A 17,986-nucleotide genomic window follows, 5' to 3' on the forward strand; every position below is an offset into this window, starting at 1 on the left:
TCGTTATTTTTGTCTGGTTGTATACAAATCGGAAGCTTCATCAAAGTAGAAGCGGCGTTTTTCTTTACCGAACAAGACTAATATAACATGGATGAACAACACGATCGTTAAAATGAGCGATGTCAAACCAGCACCTACTGTTAAGAATATAGATGCTTTATAGAATGGAGAATCTATTGATATTTCCACGTTATTCAAAATCTTCGCAATTACTGTTATGAAGTACACCGCATAAATCGCACCAAAGCGTTTAAATAATCGCTTGTTAGTCTCCCCCCGGCCTTGTTTACTGTCATAGCGATAGCGCATAATTCTCGTACCCGCTGTCGATCCGTTCCAACGCCATGGAATAATAAATAAAGTTACAGAAAGTACTATAGTAGTCGCAATGAACTCACTAATTATATTTATGTTGATCATACTCATCACAACATTAACTAACATAACCGCCAATAATACAGACATCACTCTAACTTCATCAAGAGCCAGTAATTTTTCTGCTTTTTCATTAATCTTCTTTTTGGATGGGAATAACGCCAACACAGCCGGAGCAATGAAGAACCCCAGTACACCGCCGGTAGTATTCAACAATAAATCATCCACATCAAAGATACGATAGGGACAATTATAGATTCCGTAAATCCCGGTTACCTGTGTTACCTCATAAAATAATGTTAATAAGAACGTGAGCCCGAGCGCTCTCTTCCAGTGTTTCTTGTCATGAAAAAAGTACCGTAAATACACACCAAAAGGTAACAACAGCAAAAAATTAAAAAACGCCTGATAGAATGAGGGCTGGCTAAATAACAGTCTATAGGTTGCAGGCTGAGACAACACAATACCACTATTCTTCAAAGTGTTCACTACAAATTGAAACGGCAGAAGTGAATAATGCTGTGTGCCCGGTTTCTGTAACGAGCAAGTATTGCGTATCTCTGGTAACGGCAACAATACTAAAAATAATGCTGCTAAAAAGTAAAAGATAAACGAAAAAGCAATAAAAGTGGTAGATAACGGTAAATAATTATACTTTCTATATGTATAAATGAGCCAAGGGATAAATGCCGCAGAAGCTAAAATAACAAAAACGATTGCTGCCACAAAGACTGGTTGAGTATATACTGACAATGTTGTTCACACCCCAATTTAAATTTAGTATTCATATTAACCATAAAACTGCTTCTAATACAACTGGAGTTTGAACATTTCATCATATTTAAGGATCCTGTAATGTTGGCATCAATCTAATGTAAGGTTCGCAACTAAGTCCACATAACGAATTGGCCATGGCAGCATGTTATACATAGGGTTAGGGATAGTCGAATGGTAATTGTTTCGATGAGCAATAAAGAGGGGAAACTATACTGGAGTATAATGTTTAAATTTTAATATTTCAATTGTGATAATACATTTAAAATAGAGGGTCTGTATTTCGTGAAAATATTATCCCTTACCCTATGGAGGCCGCTATGCATCGAGTAAATCTAAATGAGAATCAATTCTACAAACAAGTGTTTGATCATGCTCCATCCGGGATTGCACTTGTTACCCCAGACGGTATGATTTTGACAGTAAACTCCGCTATGGAACGAATCTTTGGCTATTCCCAAGCCGAATTTGACGGTATGAGATTAGAGGACCTCTCCCGCGATAAGGATGACATCAGAAATATTAACGATCTAAAGGCACTCATGGGTGAACAAACGGAAGTACAGATCGAAAAACAGTTTCTCACAAAGATGGGTGACGAGCTGTGGGGATCACTCTCGCTCAAGCTTTTCATCGACGAGGCGAACAAACCCACGTATTATATCTGCCAAATCATCGACATCACCAAGCAAAAGGAATCCGAGCAGCGCCTTCAGGAATCCGTTGAGCGGTATACGTCACTTAAAAAATACAATCATGACAGCGTCATCTCGTTTGGCCTTGACGGCCGGATTATTAACGCTAACAGCATGTCGGAAAGGATAACAGGCTACTCCGTCGAGTCTGAACTGATCGGTATGGAGCTGGCAAAGCTGATTGGTCAGGAGAATGTACAGAACATTCTGGACCGGGCACTGTACGATAATTCAGTGGAGCAGTATATAAACACGCTTATCACCAAAAACGGAGAGATCGTTGAAGTGCTTACCAGCATTGCCCCCATCTTCGTGAACGGACAAAATATCGGATTCTATCTCATCTGCAAGGACATCTCCGAGCAGAAGCAGTTGATGCTGGCGAAGGAGACCGCTGAGTCTACGAACAAAGCCAAAAGTGAGTTTCTAGCCATGATGAGCCACGAAATCCGCACTCCCATGAACGGGGTGGTCGGAATGACGGATATTCTGCTGGACCACACGGAACTTAGTGAAGAGCAACGGGGCTATTTGGAGATCATCCGTAAAAGTGGGGATACACTGCTCAATATTATCAATGACATCCTTGATCTTTCTAAGATTGAGGCTGGCCGAACAGAACTGCAAGAGGATACATTCGAACTGCGCAAATGCATCAACGAGAGCTTCAGTGTCATTTCACTGCGAGCTGAGCAAAACCACCTGGAGCTCTCAAGTACTATAAATCACGGAGTTCCTGACTATATTTACGCCGACGAGGAACGTTTAAGACAAGTGCTCATCAATCTGCTCGGGAATGCCGTAAAATTCACGTCCAAGGGAAGCATATCCGTAAAGGTAAAGCTTGCAGAGCAGGATCCATCCCTGTTGGAATTTACGGTATCCGATACAGGTATTGGGATTGATCCCTCACAGATCAACAATATTTTTGAGCCGTTTGCACAAATTGACAGTTTTATGATGCGCAAGCACGAAGGCACGGGCCTCGGGCTCGCCATCAGCCGCAGACTGATCAGCTTGATGGGCGGTAAGATCTATGCGGAAAGCGACGGTAAGCACGGCTCGTCATTTACTTTCACAATCAGGCTTAAGAAAATAGTGACTCCTCCGCAACAAGAGGTTCACACACAAAAGCTTCCTGCTGCACGAGTGGCGAGCATTTTGATTGCTGAAGACAATCATATCAACCAGCTGGTGTTGACCAAAACACTTGAAAAATTAGGGCACAAGGTTACTAGCGTCACAAACGGTTTAGACGCGGTTCAAGCAACGCACAAAGCGTCGTTTGATCTCATTTTAATGGATCTGCACATGCCTATAATGAACGGCTTCGATGCAATGAAGACGATAAAAGAAGAGCTCAAGGAGACCTGTCCGCCCATCATTGCAGTCACGGCCAATGCTTTAAAGGGTGATCGGGAAAAGTCCCTCACTGAAGGAATGGATGAGTTTATCAGTAAGCCTATAAAGCGTGAAGTTGTCCAAAAGCTTTTAAACCAGTTTTTGAAGTAGCTGGACAAATAGCCGATTCAGCTTCTGGAAGATTCTCGTCCATCCTAGCGGATGAAAGCCGACTCCGAACCTTTTCTCGACGATTAGGTTTGGATCTTTCCGGTCCGCAGCCACTTGGCTGTAATTTCTCATCAGAGCAATTCGCTAATCGAAACTTGATACAACATATCATTTGCACAGAACAGCACGCGATCTTCCCGGAAATCTTGCGTCACGGGTACAAGCGGCTCGGATTTTTCATTAAGGAACTGTATCTTATGCCCTTTGGTCAAGCTTGCTTGCTCATGTTTCTTGATAACATATTCTCCGTGTTTGCCGTAACCCCCATCGAACAAGAAGTGACAACCATCCGTGCAAAACCCGGACGAACCGGAAATCTCAGGATTCATAAACGTAACTTTGGGCTGACTGGGTCCGCCTGAGATGCAGCCGAGCAAAAAGTCTGTATAATAATAAAACCAGACCTGCTCTTCACGGACAACATTCAAAGCGTAACAATCGGCAATATCCGACACATGATCTTCGTACAATTTGTTTCCATGCTCATCCCAGGCCACAAGGCCGTGTTCACCGACAGGTTGATCCCACCCGTTGTTCCCGAACACGCCTTCGTCAAAATAACTGGTCCAGATGGTTCCTTTCTCCGTCACTTGAACATTCTGAATCCCGTCTCCAAGCAGGAACTCACGAACGGTACGTCCTGTATAATCACACACTTTGGCGTTCAGATCATATGTGCCTGCACCATAATACGAGCAGCGCGCTCCAACCAGCAGCAGGTGTCTGCGAAGCGGCTGAACATAATGATAATTAAAATGCTGATCCGGAAATATTATTTCATCAATATAATGTTGACTTTCTACCATCAAAACCTTGTAGGTATGCGGTTGCTTCAAAGCCGGCTGGACGAACATTCCACTTTTCCGTTCTGGGATCTGATTAATCAGCAGGACATATATGCAGCCATCTCCACCTAATTGAGCCGAGACGATCTCGAACCCCTGGGTATGCACCGAAATATCTGCAAAAGGCTGCAGCGTCACTGTTTTATGAAACATGCCAATTCCTCCTTAAGAGCTGGTGTAAAACCATCCTCTGTTCTATTACCGTATTATGTCAGAGTAGATGGAACCAGAACATGGCGGAAGTATGGCGAAGCTTAGGAACGAACAAAAAGACACTAACATGGAGTTAGCGCCTTTATCTATTCAACTCTATTTCTACTGTATCTAAGGGGCGTGGTTTTCTTGTCTAGTCCTCAAGGTTAGCAACTCCAGCATTCAAACTATATATAATATAAAAATGATTCCATTGCTGCGTTGTGACGATTTCTTCCCTACCGTCTTTTTCGAAAAAATAACCTGATCCCTCCTGCTGACTATATACCCAATCTTCTCGTTCCATGCGTGACTTTAACAGTTCCTGTGGATCACCCTTTTCTTTCGTGAGAAAGCGCTCTAAGCCAGGAATATCGCTATCCATCCGAATAACCGATTTACCGGTTGATTCTAAACGATACATATGTTTCACATTATTAAATCCAATGTTATTGACGTATAATGCTCCTAACACGACTACAAGCATACTAGCCCCAATAAAGCTAAATATAATGATCTTCCATTTCTTCTTCATCAGTTCCCATTCCCCTTAAAAAATTGATTTCTTCTTATATTTATAAACGGAAACGGGCCTCACTTAGTTACCAAAAAAATTCAATTCTTCTTCCACGTTCACATACAATTCCGTCAAATAGTTCTGTGCAGAAAGAACGTTCCAATCTACATTAGGGCCAATAAGAAACCCTTAACGCTCCAAAGCCTGTCGGCACTCAGGGTTTGTGAGTTTGGCTGATCCAGCGCTTTTTAATCTAAAGAGTGATTTTCAACATGCTGTTTGCTCCCTTTTGAAACTCGTATCCGGCCGTTATTTCCTCAGTTGAACAGCCCTGTTGATGTAAAAAGGTGAGCAGCTCATCCAATTGACGATATCTCTCTCCTGAAAGGCTGACTAAAGGGAAAATCCGGATTTCCTGTTTGGTTACACGAAGTAACTCTTGAATCGCTCTCAGATGGAAATCAAAATCAAGTTTATCTGAATACATAAACAAAAAGTGTGCAGACAATGTCATATCAAATTGCTTATCGTTGAATGGGAGCGTAGGCAGTGCCGATGCGATATAACGCCCGGGATGGTTTTTCATATCATATGAACAGTCAGTTAATGCGTGGTATCGATGTTGTTTTAGTTCTTCAACGGATTGGAAATAATCCCATACGTAGTTCGTTTGGGCACTTTCCATTTTGGCCATGGCGTGTTCCAAGTCTTGCATGCCTTTTGCGTGAAGATCCTCATAGTCATGAAAATAAGCGATATCCGTTGCCGTTACATCGGCACCCAGTTTATTCGCGTGCGCCGTGAACGAACATGCTCCAGCGGGGCAATCCAGAATGGACCGTCCCTTCAATTCCGTCTGTGTTAGATTAAACATGGACATATATTCTTCAAAGGTCCGTCCAATAAACACGATACGGCTTAAATCCAATTTAACCTCTTTGCTCATCTCAGCTCACCTGTCCTTTACTCATCTAGTCTCAGCTCAATCATAAGCATAGCTACAAACTGTTTTTTAGTAAAGCTGTTGTAGAAGTCTTATAATGAAATCATGATGAGCGGAAGCTGATCCAGTGCTTAGCCGTTGGTTATGTGAAGATTCTTGTTTTTATGGTAAAAATAAGGTCCGCACGCGTATTCATGTGTGTTCACATACATCCATTGGAATTTTTATCGACGATATTTCCCCCTTTCCTCGCTGCTAATAGACTCTGCAAATTCCCTCTCCCAAACGTCTCTAAGATACTTCCCCCATTTACCAACCTCAGTATATTCAATACTTCGTTTTGAAGTATTTCTGTAAGCTTTGTCTTTGCCATAGGCTTTCAGCTCTTTCGTTGCTATTTAGCATGATGTTCCAACATTAGAATATTTTGTTAATTACTTGTATATAAAATCCATTAAATTTTAAGGAGAAGTATATTAAATGAAGCAAAAGTTAACAAGAATGTTTCTACTTTTCGGATTTTTATCACTTATTATGAGTTCGGTTTCTTCTGCACACTATTATTCAAATGGTTACAGTCTGTATTCAATACAATATCGTCTTATTGACTCTGCAGGAAATACTGCTTGGACAACTGCTGGCTCCAATTGGACAAATTCTGTAGGGACAACGATATCACAAAATTCAACTCTCTTAACGCTGCCCATTATGGGGAGTTAGCTTATAGCTGGTTTGGTTTATATTCTCCTACAGGCACACCAACTAAATATTTTCATGTTTACGTTAATACCAAGGCCATACATGAATATCCAGGCTGTAACAACAACCCAGGTGCATGTGCAATTAGTTCAGCAACTCACGAATTCGGACATGCACAGTTTTTAAATGATATTGAGAGCAATTATGGTAACACTTCCATTATGAGTTATGAAAGAGATAGGACTACAATAACCACTCCCCAGCCTCATGATATTAACGATATAAACTCTTATAGAGCAGCACCAAATCCTCAAACGTCCCAGATAATTACAATCCAACCCCTCATGCCAATTGGCCGTAATATAACTTTAATGAGCTTATTTCTAAACAGTCAGATGTAGTAGTTCTAGTAAAAGTCATAGATACGCAGCAAAAGCCAGTTGATGACAATCTCCCACCAGCTCAACTATCAACTCTCAAAATTCTGGATACTATTCAAGGTGATGTATCTGGTGAAATTATTTTAGATCAGGCCTTGGATTTTGTAGAAAAAGGAAATACCTATATTATGATCTTAAAAAAGCAAGGTGATTATTATTATGAAAGTGACAAAAACTCTATTCTTATAGATCAAAATGGCACATACAATAGTAACATTCCTGATTTTAAAGGAAATTTCACAGAGTTCGATACCTTTAAGTCAACATTTGCGAGCAAGAAATTAAGTTTATAATATTTTAGCCGAGAAGGAACTATTTCATATGCTTCTTCGTCCTTTTATCATAAAAGGAGATGAAATAAAGATGAACAGAACCGGACTCACAAAATTAATATTGTTATTTTTGTTTGCACTTTTGATTAGTTCGTGTCAATCCTCGACTGAACCGAGTACCGAGAATAATAGCAACACTGGGGATTGGCCTTCTTACACCTTTGAAGAATTGGTCTCGAATTCAGACTTGGTTGTCTATGGCCAAATAACTGACACTAAAAATCTTGACGGTGACCCTCCTTCACAAGAATCAAATCTGAATGTTTTGAAAGTGTTGAAAGGTGACGAAACGAATAAAACAATATCTATAAAACTAACAGACCCTTCATATTATGTTAGTTCTGATTCTAAGTATGTTATGTTCTTAGATAATACCGGCTCTTACTACACACAAAAAACGTATAACTCCCTTTTAATCGAAAAAAATGGAGTTATCTCATCTAGTCTTCAAGGATTAAGCGGCGATTTTACAATAGATGAGGTTCAAAATCATATTTCTAGTGTTATGGCAAAAAAATAATTATTATTAATGAGTCTTAAAGGGGCAAATCTTTTCTGCCCCTTTTTGGGGTTTAACCGGTCACAATATCCTCACCCTGTTGTCATATAACAACACCTGATCCTCCGGCAGTTCCGCATTATGATGAAAATGCCCAATGTACCATTTCCCATAATCCAGTCTAGACTTGATTTCGTTGAAATACGTATGCATGGGATCAACTTCCACATTCGTATTATAGCGCTCTTTGATCCACTGAAGCGCATCATAGGAGCAGGTGTGGGTCAAGACATAGTCCACTCTCCAATGGTTCTTTTCCAGATTGCGGATGCCTTCGTGATACTCCTCCGGGCTTGGCATTTCGCGCTCCCACCAGGAGACGCCAGCCTTTCTGTACTCCTTGTCATGTGAAGCCGCCCCACCGAAGGTGAAGAACGTCTTCCCTTCAATCTCAAAGACCTGGCCGCGCATAAGGTGAATAATACTAGGAGTAATGTGATGCATCTGGCCGCCGTTCCATTCGGAGACTGGGTAGGATTCGAGCAGATCAAAGTTCTCGTGGTTCCCGTCAATGAACAGGGTGGTCCATGGTTTCTCTGTCAGCCATTTTAGCCAAAAGCGGTCCTCCGCATCATCTGCCCACAACAAGCCAAAGTCCCCAACGATAATAACATAATCCTGCTTCGTCAGCGCCCTGCCTTCAGGAAAGTTCTTAGAATTAAAGCGGCTGGCCACGCTGATCGAACCGTGAATATCACCAGTGACATAGATCATGGGATCTGCTCCTTTCAGAGAGCGTTTGATTGGATTGCAAAAGCATATTTCTTCTCCTGCTTCTCCCAGATTGCATTTATGATAAAACCTCTAAGGAGAACGGGGAAGCTGTCTGACCGGATAAAGAAGCCTTTTGATCACTGTTTAGAGTCGCATATTTAATATTTTCTTTTCCGCCAAGAATGGTAACGCTACTCTTAGAGCTACCATCACAGCCGATAAATGCCACAAGTAATGACCCTAAAAGCATACTCAATATTATTTTTTTACAACGTTTAATAAGGATCATCCCCTTAGTTATAGTTACCGCCAGTATCTCCCTGCCAGAATCATCGACAATACGCATCTTAGCGAAGCTAGCCCCATCCACAGCAAGACCGAATAGGACATCCATATACTAATCATAGTGTAATTGTAATTTACCAATAAAGGCCAGCCCAGCACAACTAGTAGCAGCAGCGCTCTGATAAGCAGGGTAACACGTGCCTTGATTTTTTGACGGCGAATCTCCTTCTCCTCCGTGGTGTATTTGCTTCTCCCTCCCGCCAGCCGGATGAGCTTAAACACAATCCCAATCACAGTGAACACAACTAACAACGAAGCGATCCCGTCCATTAGGATATAGGTGTCGTCATACTTGAAGGCCTTCATCGGCTGCCCTTGCATCTGGTCATAGATATTTCGGGCAATCAGCGTAGGTGCGGTAGAATTCAGATTAGCCAGTACGAACACTGCCTCCTTCCGCTGCGGATCGATGATTACCTGGGAGGAATAATTCGGGTTGCTTCCGCTATGACGGATCACCCGCGTCTCCCGTTCCTGGCTCCAGCCGAAGGCATAGCGCAGGTCCTCACTTTCATGTCCCGCTGTATGGAGGCCAGGCTCATGTGATTGCCCAATGGCCTTTTTCAGCTCATCTGGAATATCGCTGCTTTCCATCTGGGCATTGACCCAGTGCTGCAAATCGTTCAGATTCGTCACCAGATAGCCTGCGGCTATATTTCCGTAGTATCTGGGAGCATCGTAGGCCATGCTTTTGCCAAAAAACACCCGGTACCCCTGCGCAAGCTGCTCCGGCTTCCGTTCCTGCCCTGTCGAGAAATAGCTGTCGTTCATCCCCAGCGGCTTCAGGATGTGCTGCGTCACATATTCCTGATAGCTCATCCCTGTAACCCGTTCAATAATTGCAGCCAGAATATCGTAGTTCACTGTTGCGTACTCATATGCGCTCCCCGGAGGGGTATCTAACTTAAGGCTGGACATCTTATGTATGGTTGCTGCAAGCTGCTCCTTCCCTGAGCCTTCAGGGATCAGGCGGATGCTCCAGGACGGTATTCCGCTCGTATGTGCCAGTAGCTGATTAATTGTGACTTTAACCTTCCCCCCCTCGTAGGCCGGAGCAAACTCTGGCAGATATTGCGAGACATCATCGGTATACGCCAAGGCACCCTGGTTCTGTAACATGATTACAGCCAGAGCCGTAAATGCCTTAGTCGTTGAGCCTAGCTCAAAAAGCGACTCCGCAGTAACCCGCCTTCGCTGCTCCTTATCGGCGTAGCCGTAGGTTTGGAAATCGGTCTTGCCGTTACTGGCGGACAGGACCGCTACACCTGGGGTGGCTGTCTTCTCCATGATGCTCTGCACCATAACGGACTCACTGTCAATCTTCCCTGAGGCTAAAAGAGTTCCAATCTCATGCCAACATGCAGCCGTAGCAAGGATTACGATCAGCAGCATCGCAATGGCTTTCAGCAGCATTTCTTTTCTCTGCGTGGTCTTCTTCATGATTAAGCTCCTTCTACATCGGTCGTCTGGATCAATCTATACTTATCTAGTATGACGGCTTGGAGGAGGCGTTCCCTGCACAATACGTGATTAGCCCTTTCCCCTGACAAAAACAAACCCATATACGGAGTATAAAGAATTTTTTTGTTTGACCTTGCAGTATAGTTCAACCCTTATAGTGAAATATAGTTAAGGATGCTTTTAAACTAAATTTATAAAAGATTGTGAGAGAGGTATATTATGAGAAGTAAATGTAATGGAGAATTGTCGGGGATTCTATTCCTGATTCTAGCGCTTGGAGCTTCTGTATTCATTGGGAAAGAAATGTTGTTCGCTGTACTAGCAATAATCGTTCTGTTGGCACAATTAGGTATGTATACTTTCCAACGCAATAAAAGAGGCAATAGGTTCTGGGTCTATGCAGTTGCCCTGGTAACCGAGATTTTATTCTTAGTCACTAATGAACCTTGGATGTTCATGCTCGCTATTTTACTGCTTATCGTCGCAGGGGTATGGAATGTGTTTTTTGCTGGTGAAGTGCGTAAGAGCGGCAAGGTCTTGCTAGTGGTTCGAAGAGTGTTGTACGGTATTGTGGCTGTAGTTGCCAGTGTTTTGTGGATTGTTAACATCTATGCTCAGCCTATTACGAGGTCTGTTACTCTGCCAGCTGAATTGACCGCTGAAATCAATAATGACCAGCTTGATTCTCCTACCACCATGTTGGAAAATATCAAAAAAATGAATTCTTTTGGCAGCCGTACAACGGGCTCTGAAGGTCACAATCAGTTCATTGCCTGGTTACAGCAGCAGGTGACGGATATGGGGCTTACTGTGTACCGTGATAAGTATACTTTTGACCGATGGGAAGAGAAGAACAGCTCTGTGATCCTTGATAACCAGGAGATTCATGTATCCTCAGCGTTCCCTTACTCTGGGGAGACCGATAGCAATGGAGTAACCGGAGAGCTTGTCTACACCAAACCTGGTGAGTATGATGAAGCCAAGGGAAAAATAGCCGTCGTTGAAATCAAGAACTTCAAGAATTTCCCCATGGCAATGGTAATGAATATACGCGGAAAATTTCAAGCGTCGGGCGGTATTCCTTCAGATGAAGGCGATCTAGTCCTTACCACCGCTCTCAAGCAGGTGAAGTTGGAAGAAGCCAAGGAACAGGGCGTTAAAGCAGTCATCATCGTCTGGGATGGTGTATCTGATGGAAAGGCTGAAAAGCAGTACCTCCCATTTACCGAGCATTATTTCGGAATTCCGGCAGTCTGGGTCAATAAAACAGAAGGGCAAAAAGTGGTCAATGCAGCTAAGGAGCATAAGGCGGGCACAGTGATTTTAGAGGCAGAGAAACAGGAACATGCGCCGACCGAATCTTTTTATGTGAAAATTGAAGGAAAGAACAAAAAGGAATCGATCATTGTAAATACGCATACCGATGGTGTGAATGTGGTAGAAGAAGACGGTGCGATTGGCATGCTCTCCATGATTCGTTACCTGCAGCAGCAGGAGCAGCCAGAACGGACTATGATCTTCGCCTTTGTAACAGGACATTTCAGATTGCCCGAATTCAAAGGTACCTCGCAGGCAACCTCAACCTGGATGCAGGCTCATCCTGAGCTGTGGGATGGTAAAGATGGACACCTGAAAGCTGTGGCTGGACTCACTGTAGAACATCTGGGCAGCTTGGAATGGAAGGACATTGCTTCCGGACAATATGGACCCACTGGCAAAATAAGCACAGAATTCACCTACGCAGGAAATGAAAGAATGGAAGCCATTTGGATGAAAGCTGTTGAAGATAGAAATAACACCCGGACCGTTATCTTGCGTGGACATAATAATTTTCAATTCGGGGAGAGTCAGCCCCTGTTCAATGCCGGGATTCCAATGATTGGACTGATCCCCATGCCGGATTATCTCCTGGTAGATAGCGCAGACAGAGAAATGGATAAATTCGATGTGAATCTGATGCACGAACAAGTCGGGTCTTTATTGAAAGCATTGCAGCTTATTGATCGTACAGAGACTACTGAGCTGGGGACGGCGGATCGTTATTCGTTTTTCTTCGGGCGGACGAAGTAGTTGAATGATGACAAAGGAAGAAGGTATTCACATGAAGCTTTGTGGAGTTTGTATCCTCACTGACAATGCGCCGCGCCTAGCTGCGTTTTATGAAATCGTGCTCAAGGAGTCTCCGGTTGTGGAAGGACAGCATTACGGATTCGACAGCGCCCAGCTTGCGGTCTACAATCCGGGCCATGTGAACGTCGTCAATGACAAAAATATGTCTCTAATGTTCTATGTCCATGATGTCTTGGCTGAATATGACCGTCTAAAGCAAGCTATCCCCGGCATCGGGATTACCTCTCCACCTGAGCGCAGACCGTGGGGCGCCTACTCCTTCTGGTTCCTTGATCCTGACGGGAATACGGTAAGCTTCATTGAAAAAAAGGAGCTTGAAGGCTAGATCTATACAGCGATATACCAGTATACACCGTACTTATCGACGACTTCAGCACAGCAGGAGCTCCAGGGAAGGGCGCCTAACGGAACTAGCACCGTGCCGCCCTTCACTAGCATTTCGTATGCCTTCTTCACTTCTTCTTCACGCTCGAAGTTAATCCCATAACTCATAGTTGGGCGTGATTCCGCTAATGATGATGAGAGCATAATTCTAACTAAGTTATCATTGTGTGATTCGCTGACAGCAAATATTTCTTGTCCATCTCTAAGTAATGATGCGTGCATAAATGTGCCATCCGGGAATTTCTCATGGTTCCCCAGGTTAAGTCCAAAGGCTTCTGAATAAAACGCTACAGCTTCACTGGTATTTTTGATGTATAAGGTTGCTCCTAGTTTCATGTTGTAGACTCCTTATTATATTTAATTCCTCTCCCCACCAAAAACCTCAACCATCATTAACGCACCTATTTTATAACCTTGGATAAAAGATAAAGCCGAATGCAGCGAGCAGGATTCACTATGTAGCTCCAGTAGCCCCTCGACCTGATCAAAATCCTCTTGGGGTAATCTTTCTTTAAGCATCTCTAATGAATCAATAATCCGCTGATTGATCCTTCGCGATTCTGGATCGTTTGGCTTCATCCGCTCATTGGGACGCAAACTCCCATAATACAAATCCTCCAAAATCATGATTATCAGGCCTCCCTTTGCATGTGATCCGAATACTTGTGGACAATAGTGATCCCTCCCCATCAAGTTTAACTGATAAAGTGGGTATATATCGTTTTTTATGCAGTATTCGCATAGAATCACAGCCTCAACAAAAACAAGCCCATATTCCAATGTTTAAAGGACATTAAATATATAGCTAATGCGTGTGCTTCATTAAGCTAACGGACAGTTTAACGCAACAATAATCAACGAAAAACGCGGACAGGATCTGCCCGCGTTTTAAGTAATCCGGAATTAAATGCCTTCAACGATACGCGTAGAGCGTAGCGATACTTGCTCTAATAACTCGTCTTCATCAATCGTGAGCAACTGACGGCCTTGCATTAACACTTTTCCGTTAACGATGCTGGTGTCCACATCCGCTCCGTTAGCGCAGTATGCGAGCAATGAATGGAGGTTGTGCACTGGCTGCAAGTGGGGTTTTCTCATATCAATCAAGATGATATCTGCCTTCTTCCCGATTTCGAGTGTGCCCACCTCATCGGCGATGTGCAGCAACTCCGCACTTCCAGCCGTCGCCATCCGAAGAGCATCTATTGCGGGAAGCTTCGTAGGATCGCCGTAATCCAACTTTTGCAGCCATGTTGCCGCCCGGATCTCCTCGAACATATCTAACGTGGTGGCGCTGCCCGCCCCATCCGTGCCTAAACCAATGGTAATCCCTTGGTCAGCCATATCCTTGATCGGCGCTATGCCGCAGCCTAGTTTGAGATTGCTCACTGGATTATGGGATACTCCGCCCCGCATACCCTTTAAATACCCAATATCACGACGATTTAGATGCACGCTATGTGCGAGGAGCACATGTGCTTTTTCAAACAATCCGAGGTGATACAAATATTCAGTTGGGGTCTGATTGTACTTTTCCCGAATCTTAATGACTTCCTCTTTCGTTTCGGCCAAATGAGTATGTATCGGAATGTTCTCCTGCTCCGCCAAGTCGATAAGCTCTCTAAATGGCTGCGGAGGAACTGTGTAAGGGGAATGCGGACCCAGCATGGCCGTGATTCTGCCTTCTGCTGCACCGCTCCAGTGACGAACGAGATCGAGCGCCTCGGACATTCGCTGCCCTCCGTCATTATCGAGGAAAACCAAACCCCGCGTTAAAGAAGCCCGCATACCGACCTCTTCTACCGCTGCCGCGATTTCATTCATGTGGATGTACATGTCGGCGAAAGCAGTCGTACCCGATTTAATCATTTCCGCCATCGCCAGCTTCGCTCCCCAATAAATATCCTCTGGAGTCATTCGGGCTTCAGCAGGTAGCATCTTTTTGTTTAACCAATCCATAAGTTTCAAATCGTCGGAAAACCCCCGCAATAAGCTCATAGGCGTGTGTTGGTGAGCGTTGATCAGCCCAGGCATTGCTGCCATACCCTCGCCATGAATGACCACATCTGCCCCAGTGGATATGATGGACTGAATGTCCGCTATGCGGTCCCCGTCGATGAGGATATCCCCGATATAGGGTTCCTCCTTTCCCATAGTTAAGATGGTCGCGCCTTTAATTAATGTCTTCATCGTGACAGCCTCCTTTTCTAGCGTTTATACTAAACCTTGACGTTGAGTGAGGGTCAAGAACATAAAGGAGTCTATCTCATGAAAATAAAAGAAGTCGCTGATATGCTGAAAATATCGCAGCGTGCTATTCGGTTCTACGAAGACAAAGGTCTCATTGCTCCTTCCAAACAAGCTGACAATCAGTATCGGATATTTGACGAAGAAGACATTTGGCGCTTGCAGACGATTATTGCACTCAGGGAATCAGGGATGTCGGTTAGTGGCATTCGGGCCGCACTGCTTGATATCGAAGCCAAAGGAAACAGTCAATTACAATATTTGTTGGAACTTCAGCGCTCTGTCATGTTCACTAAGTGGATTGAAATGCAGCAGATTATCGAGACAACCGACCAGATGATTGAAACCCTCAAGAAGGACCATGCACTTCCGCTTGACGACATTTACATTCTGGCTGAGGGTTCGAGAAGACTGAGGGAACAACGGACATGGGAGGACAAATGGGGTTTTGACCGCTTGGCAAGCGTTCACGATCAGTTAGTTCAGGAGGACAAACGGAAATATGGCGACTATGATGAGGTGCTGCAACTCGTCGTGAAGTGGGTCTCGACCATCCACGGGGAAAGAGGATTGGATATTGGAACGGGTACGGGAAATTTAGCTGGCCGACTGATCCATGAAGGCGCGGTAATGGCTGGAGTCGATCAGTCCAACGAAATGTTAAAGGAGTGCCAGCGCAAATTTCCAGAGATGGAGACCAAGCTTGGCAATTTCCTGGCCTTGCCGTACCTTGACGGGAAATTTGATTTTATAGTTTCGAGCTTTGCCCTGCATCATCTGACGAGTGACCAAATGCTGCTCGCTATTCAGGAGATGCGCAGGGTATTAAAACCCCACGGACGGATCTGCATCGCGGATTTGATGATTGACGGGGAAGGAAGTACAGCGCATGAAGGTGATGAGGATTATATTCTACTTCCCAAGCTCATTGATTTATTAGAGGATAGCGGATGCATCACCAAACACCTTAAAGTAAATAAATTATTGCATGTTGTTCTAGCAGTACCTATTCGGTAAACCAAAAACCTTACCCCTGCGTCAAGGTTCATCGTACTGCGCCAAAGCTCTCTGGTTCTGTAGCAAAATCACTGCCAGAGCCGTAAAGGCCTTGGTCATTGAACCGAGTTCAAAAAAGCGACTCTGTAGTGACAGGCCTTGGCTGCTCTTTATCTGCGTAGCCGTAGGTTTTGATTTTGGGCGATTGTAAAATGGAGGGTAGCAAAATGAATAAACCCCATGGAATAATTGTATTCGGGGCAAATGGAAGCGGAAAGACTACACTTGGGCGTGAACTGGCGTACATATTGAACTTTAAGCATATGGATCACGAGGATTACCACTTTAAAAAATCAGAACTTCCATATACCGCAGTACGTCCTTATGAGGAGTGTTTGAACTTAATGCTTGCCGACATTGAAAAATATCGTGCGTTTGTCCTCACCGCTGTCATGGGTGATTTTGGCGACACAATTCCTAAGCTTTACGACCTCGCCGTATTTATCTCAGCACCAATTGAACTGCGTATGGAACGTATAGAGCAACGTACATATAATCAACATGGAGAACGGATCCGCAAAGGCGGTGATATGTACGAGCAACATTTGAAATTCATCGATTTCGTGGCTTCGCGTTCGCTGTCAAGAATTGAACAATGGGCGGAAACACTAACGTGTCCTGTAATACATATTGACGGTACCATTGATTGGCACACGAATGCGATGAATATAGCGAAACGATTTTATAAGATCGAATGATAAAAGCAAATGAAATTCGAAGGTAACTCTAGAATGAAGACGTACCTCACCGCAGACCAATTGCATGTTTAGGGGATTAATGAAGATGATGGTATTTTCATTTATGAATTAGGACAATTTAAAAATGAATTCTTTCGGAGGAAGATGGCGTACATAATTGGGATAAGTTCAATTTTGACGGTCCGGTTTGGGTGATTGATCCTTTAGAGGGAACAGTTAATTTTGCTAGGAACCTGCCGCATTACGGCATTTCATTGGCTTCTACCCTTGATGGCGTAGTGCTGGAAGGAGCCGTGTATGCACCAGATTTGAATTGTAGATATGTAGGAATTAAAGGGCAAGGCTCCTATTGCAATGGTGATCTATTAAGAATTCGTGAATGCACTTCACTACTAGATAACTCAATTACGCATAAGGGCGTATCATAAATAGGGGCAAATTTTTGGCCTCACGCTATGCAAGCTACTTATTTAATGGAGAAGTGTACCCAATCCTTTCCTTGGACCGCGTTCATTTTATTGAAGAAAGATTGAGCTCGTGTGTTATTTATTGATGTTATCCAAGTCATATTGGCGAATCCTTGATCAATGCAATAATTTTTACATTTCAGGTAGAGCTGAGATTCTAACTCTGTATCTCTAAAAGCTTCTTTGACGAAGAGGTCGTTCATGACAGCAATTTTATCTGCTTTCATAGTGCTAAATGTAAAATAAAGTGTAGCAAAACCAACGAGTCTGCCATCCTCTTCTGCAACGAATTGGATACCTTGTTGTGTGTCACAAAGAGCTCGAATCAAATAATGGACCTTATCGATAGGTGGACTGGGATTCTGATAGAAACCTACAATATAATCATACATTAATTCAGTTAAATCGTTTAAATCTTCAAGTTCTGCGGGTCTTATTATAGTTGACATAGCGAAACCTCCATAATTTGATTTCATAATCATACAAATAAACGAATAAAAATACAACTTTTTTTGTTTAATCAGCAAGAATGTACAGAAAA

At 43.5% G+C, this 17,986-nt stretch carries 19 protein-coding genes; 7 read left to right on the plus strand and 12 right to left on the minus strand.

Annotation, left to right across the window (positions count from 1 at the left end; genetic code table 11):
- Positions 1–3: 3 nt before the first annotated feature.
- On the minus strand, positions 4–1,101 hold the full coding sequence (locus MHH28_RS09560) for a VanZ family protein (RefSeq protein ID WP_405114262.1): 1,098 nt from the start codon (positions 1,099–1,101) through the stop codon (positions 4–6).
- Between the two features lie 368 nt (positions 1,102–1,469).
- Between MHH28_RS09560 and MHH28_RS09565 the strand changes: the two genes are divergently transcribed.
- Positions 1,470–3,356: a PAS domain S-box protein gene (locus MHH28_RS09565; protein WP_405114264.1), complete on the plus strand. Its 1,887-nt coding sequence runs from the start codon at positions 1,470–1,472 to the stop codon at positions 3,354–3,356.
- 131 nt (positions 3,357–3,487) lie between these two features.
- Here MHH28_RS09565 and MHH28_RS09570 read toward each other — a convergent pair whose 3' ends face one another.
- From MHH28_RS09570 to MHH28_RS09585, 4 genes are all read right to left on the minus strand, one after another.
- Positions 3,488–4,414 carry a hypothetical protein gene (locus MHH28_RS09570; RefSeq protein ID WP_405114266.1) on the minus strand — a complete coding sequence of 309 codons (927 nt, stop codon included), beginning with the start codon at positions 4,412–4,414 and terminating at the stop codon, positions 3,488–3,490.
- A 193-nt stretch (positions 4,415–4,607) separates the two neighbouring features.
- Positions 4,608–4,988: a hypothetical protein gene (locus MHH28_RS09575; protein WP_405114268.1), complete on the minus strand. Its 381-nt coding sequence runs from the start codon at positions 4,986–4,988 to the stop codon at positions 4,608–4,610.
- Between the two features lie 235 nt (positions 4,989–5,223).
- Complete coding sequence (locus tag MHH28_RS09580; RefSeq protein ID WP_405114270.1) at positions 5,224–5,916, minus strand: SAM-dependent methyltransferase; 693 nt, start codon at positions 5,914–5,916, stop codon at positions 5,224–5,226.
- A gap of 221 nt (positions 5,917–6,137) precedes the next feature.
- Positions 6,138–6,311 (minus strand): DUF4275 family protein, encoded by a 174-nt coding sequence (locus MHH28_RS09585; protein WP_405116972.1) that lies wholly within the window; start codon positions 6,309–6,311, stop codon positions 6,138–6,140.
- A gap of 1,104 nt (positions 6,312–7,415) precedes the next feature.
- On the opposite strand from MHH28_RS09585, the gene MHH28_RS09590 reads away from it, so the two are divergent.
- Entirely contained in the window at positions 7,416–7,904 is a 489-nt protein-coding gene (locus tag MHH28_RS09590) for a hypothetical protein (protein ID WP_405114272.1), read from the plus strand.
- A gap of 60 nt (positions 7,905–7,964) precedes the next feature.
- Here MHH28_RS09590 and MHH28_RS09595 read toward each other — a convergent pair whose 3' ends face one another.
- The 3 genes from MHH28_RS09595 to MHH28_RS09605 all read right to left on the minus strand — a co-directional run bounded on the left by MHH28_RS09595 (position 7,965) and on the right by MHH28_RS09605 (position 10,442).
- Positions 7,965–8,657 (minus strand): metallophosphatase, encoded by a 693-nt coding sequence (locus tag MHH28_RS09595; protein ID WP_405114274.1) that lies wholly within the window; start codon positions 8,655–8,657, stop codon positions 7,965–7,967.
- A gap of 76 nt (positions 8,658–8,733) precedes the next feature.
- A complete protein-coding gene (locus MHH28_RS09600; RefSeq protein ID WP_405114276.1) occupies positions 8,734–8,946 on the minus strand; it encodes a hypothetical protein in 213 nt (70 codons plus the stop codon).
- Between the two features lie 14 nt (positions 8,947–8,960).
- Entirely contained in the window at positions 8,961–10,442 is a 1,482-nt protein-coding gene (locus MHH28_RS09605; protein WP_405114278.1) for a serine hydrolase domain-containing protein, read from the minus strand.
- 240 nt (positions 10,443–10,682) lie between these two features.
- On the opposite strand from MHH28_RS09605, the gene MHH28_RS09610 reads away from it, so the two are divergent.
- Together MHH28_RS09610 and MHH28_RS09615 are read left to right on the plus strand one after the other, a co-directional pair.
- The gene (locus MHH28_RS09610) at positions 10,683–12,533 is read left to right on the plus strand and encodes a PA domain-containing protein (protein ID WP_405114280.1); all 1,851 of its coding nucleotides are present in this window, start codon (positions 10,683–10,685) and stop codon (positions 12,531–12,533) included.
- A gap of 118 nt (positions 12,534–12,651) precedes the next feature.
- The gene (locus MHH28_RS09615; protein WP_405114282.1) at positions 12,652–12,918 is read left to right on the plus strand and encodes a VOC family protein; all 267 of its coding nucleotides are present in this window, start codon (positions 12,652–12,654) and stop codon (positions 12,916–12,918) included.
- 2 nt (positions 12,919–12,920) lie between these two features.
- Here MHH28_RS09615 and MHH28_RS09620 read toward each other — a convergent pair whose 3' ends face one another.
- The 3 genes from MHH28_RS09620 to MHH28_RS09630 all read right to left on the minus strand — a co-directional run bounded on the left by MHH28_RS09620 (position 12,921) and on the right by MHH28_RS09630 (position 15,167).
- Positions 12,921–13,313: a VOC family protein gene (locus MHH28_RS09620; protein ID WP_341185306.1), complete on the minus strand. Its 393-nt coding sequence runs from the start codon at positions 13,311–13,313 to the stop codon at positions 12,921–12,923.
- Between the two features lie 21 nt (positions 13,314–13,334).
- Positions 13,335–13,604 (minus strand): DUF6809 family protein, encoded by a 270-nt coding sequence (locus MHH28_RS09625; RefSeq protein ID WP_341185305.1) that lies wholly within the window; start codon positions 13,602–13,604, stop codon positions 13,335–13,337.
- Positions 13,605–13,880: 276 nt separating this feature from the next.
- Complete coding sequence (locus MHH28_RS09630; protein ID WP_405114284.1) at positions 13,881–15,167, minus strand: amidohydrolase; 1,287 nt, start codon at positions 15,165–15,167, stop codon at positions 13,881–13,883.
- Positions 15,168–15,245: 78 nt separating this feature from the next.
- Here MHH28_RS09630 and MHH28_RS09635 point away from each other — a divergent pair, with 78 nt between their 5' ends.
- The 3 genes from MHH28_RS09635 to MHH28_RS09645 all read left to right on the plus strand — a co-directional run bounded on the left by MHH28_RS09635 (position 15,246) and on the right by MHH28_RS09645 (position 17,406).
- The gene (locus MHH28_RS09635; protein ID WP_405114286.1) at positions 15,246–16,241 is read left to right on the plus strand and encodes a methyltransferase domain-containing protein; all 996 of its coding nucleotides are present in this window, start codon (positions 15,246–15,248) and stop codon (positions 16,239–16,241) included.
- Between the two features lie 206 nt (positions 16,242–16,447).
- Positions 16,448–16,978, plus strand: coding sequence for an AAA family ATPase (locus tag MHH28_RS09640; protein WP_405114288.1), 531 nt, complete (start codon positions 16,448–16,450; stop codon positions 16,976–16,978).
- Positions 16,979–17,106: 128 nt separating this feature from the next.
- Positions 17,107–17,406 carry an inositol monophosphatase family protein gene (locus MHH28_RS09645; protein ID WP_405116974.1) on the plus strand — a complete coding sequence of 100 codons (300 nt, stop codon included), beginning with the start codon at positions 17,107–17,109 and terminating at the stop codon, positions 17,404–17,406.
- Between the two features lie 38 nt (positions 17,407–17,444).
- Here MHH28_RS09645 and MHH28_RS09650 read toward each other — a convergent pair whose 3' ends face one another.
- Positions 17,445–17,894 carry a GNAT family N-acetyltransferase gene (locus tag MHH28_RS09650; RefSeq protein ID WP_405114290.1) on the minus strand — a complete coding sequence of 150 codons (450 nt, stop codon included), beginning with the start codon at positions 17,892–17,894 and terminating at the stop codon, positions 17,445–17,447.
- Positions 17,895–17,986 lie beyond the last annotated feature (92 nt).

It is taken from the genome of Paenibacillus sp. FSL K6-1217, from assembly GCF_045040735.1.
Classification (GTDB): domain Bacteria; phylum Bacillota; class Bacilli; order Paenibacillales; family Paenibacillaceae; genus Paenibacillus_AQ.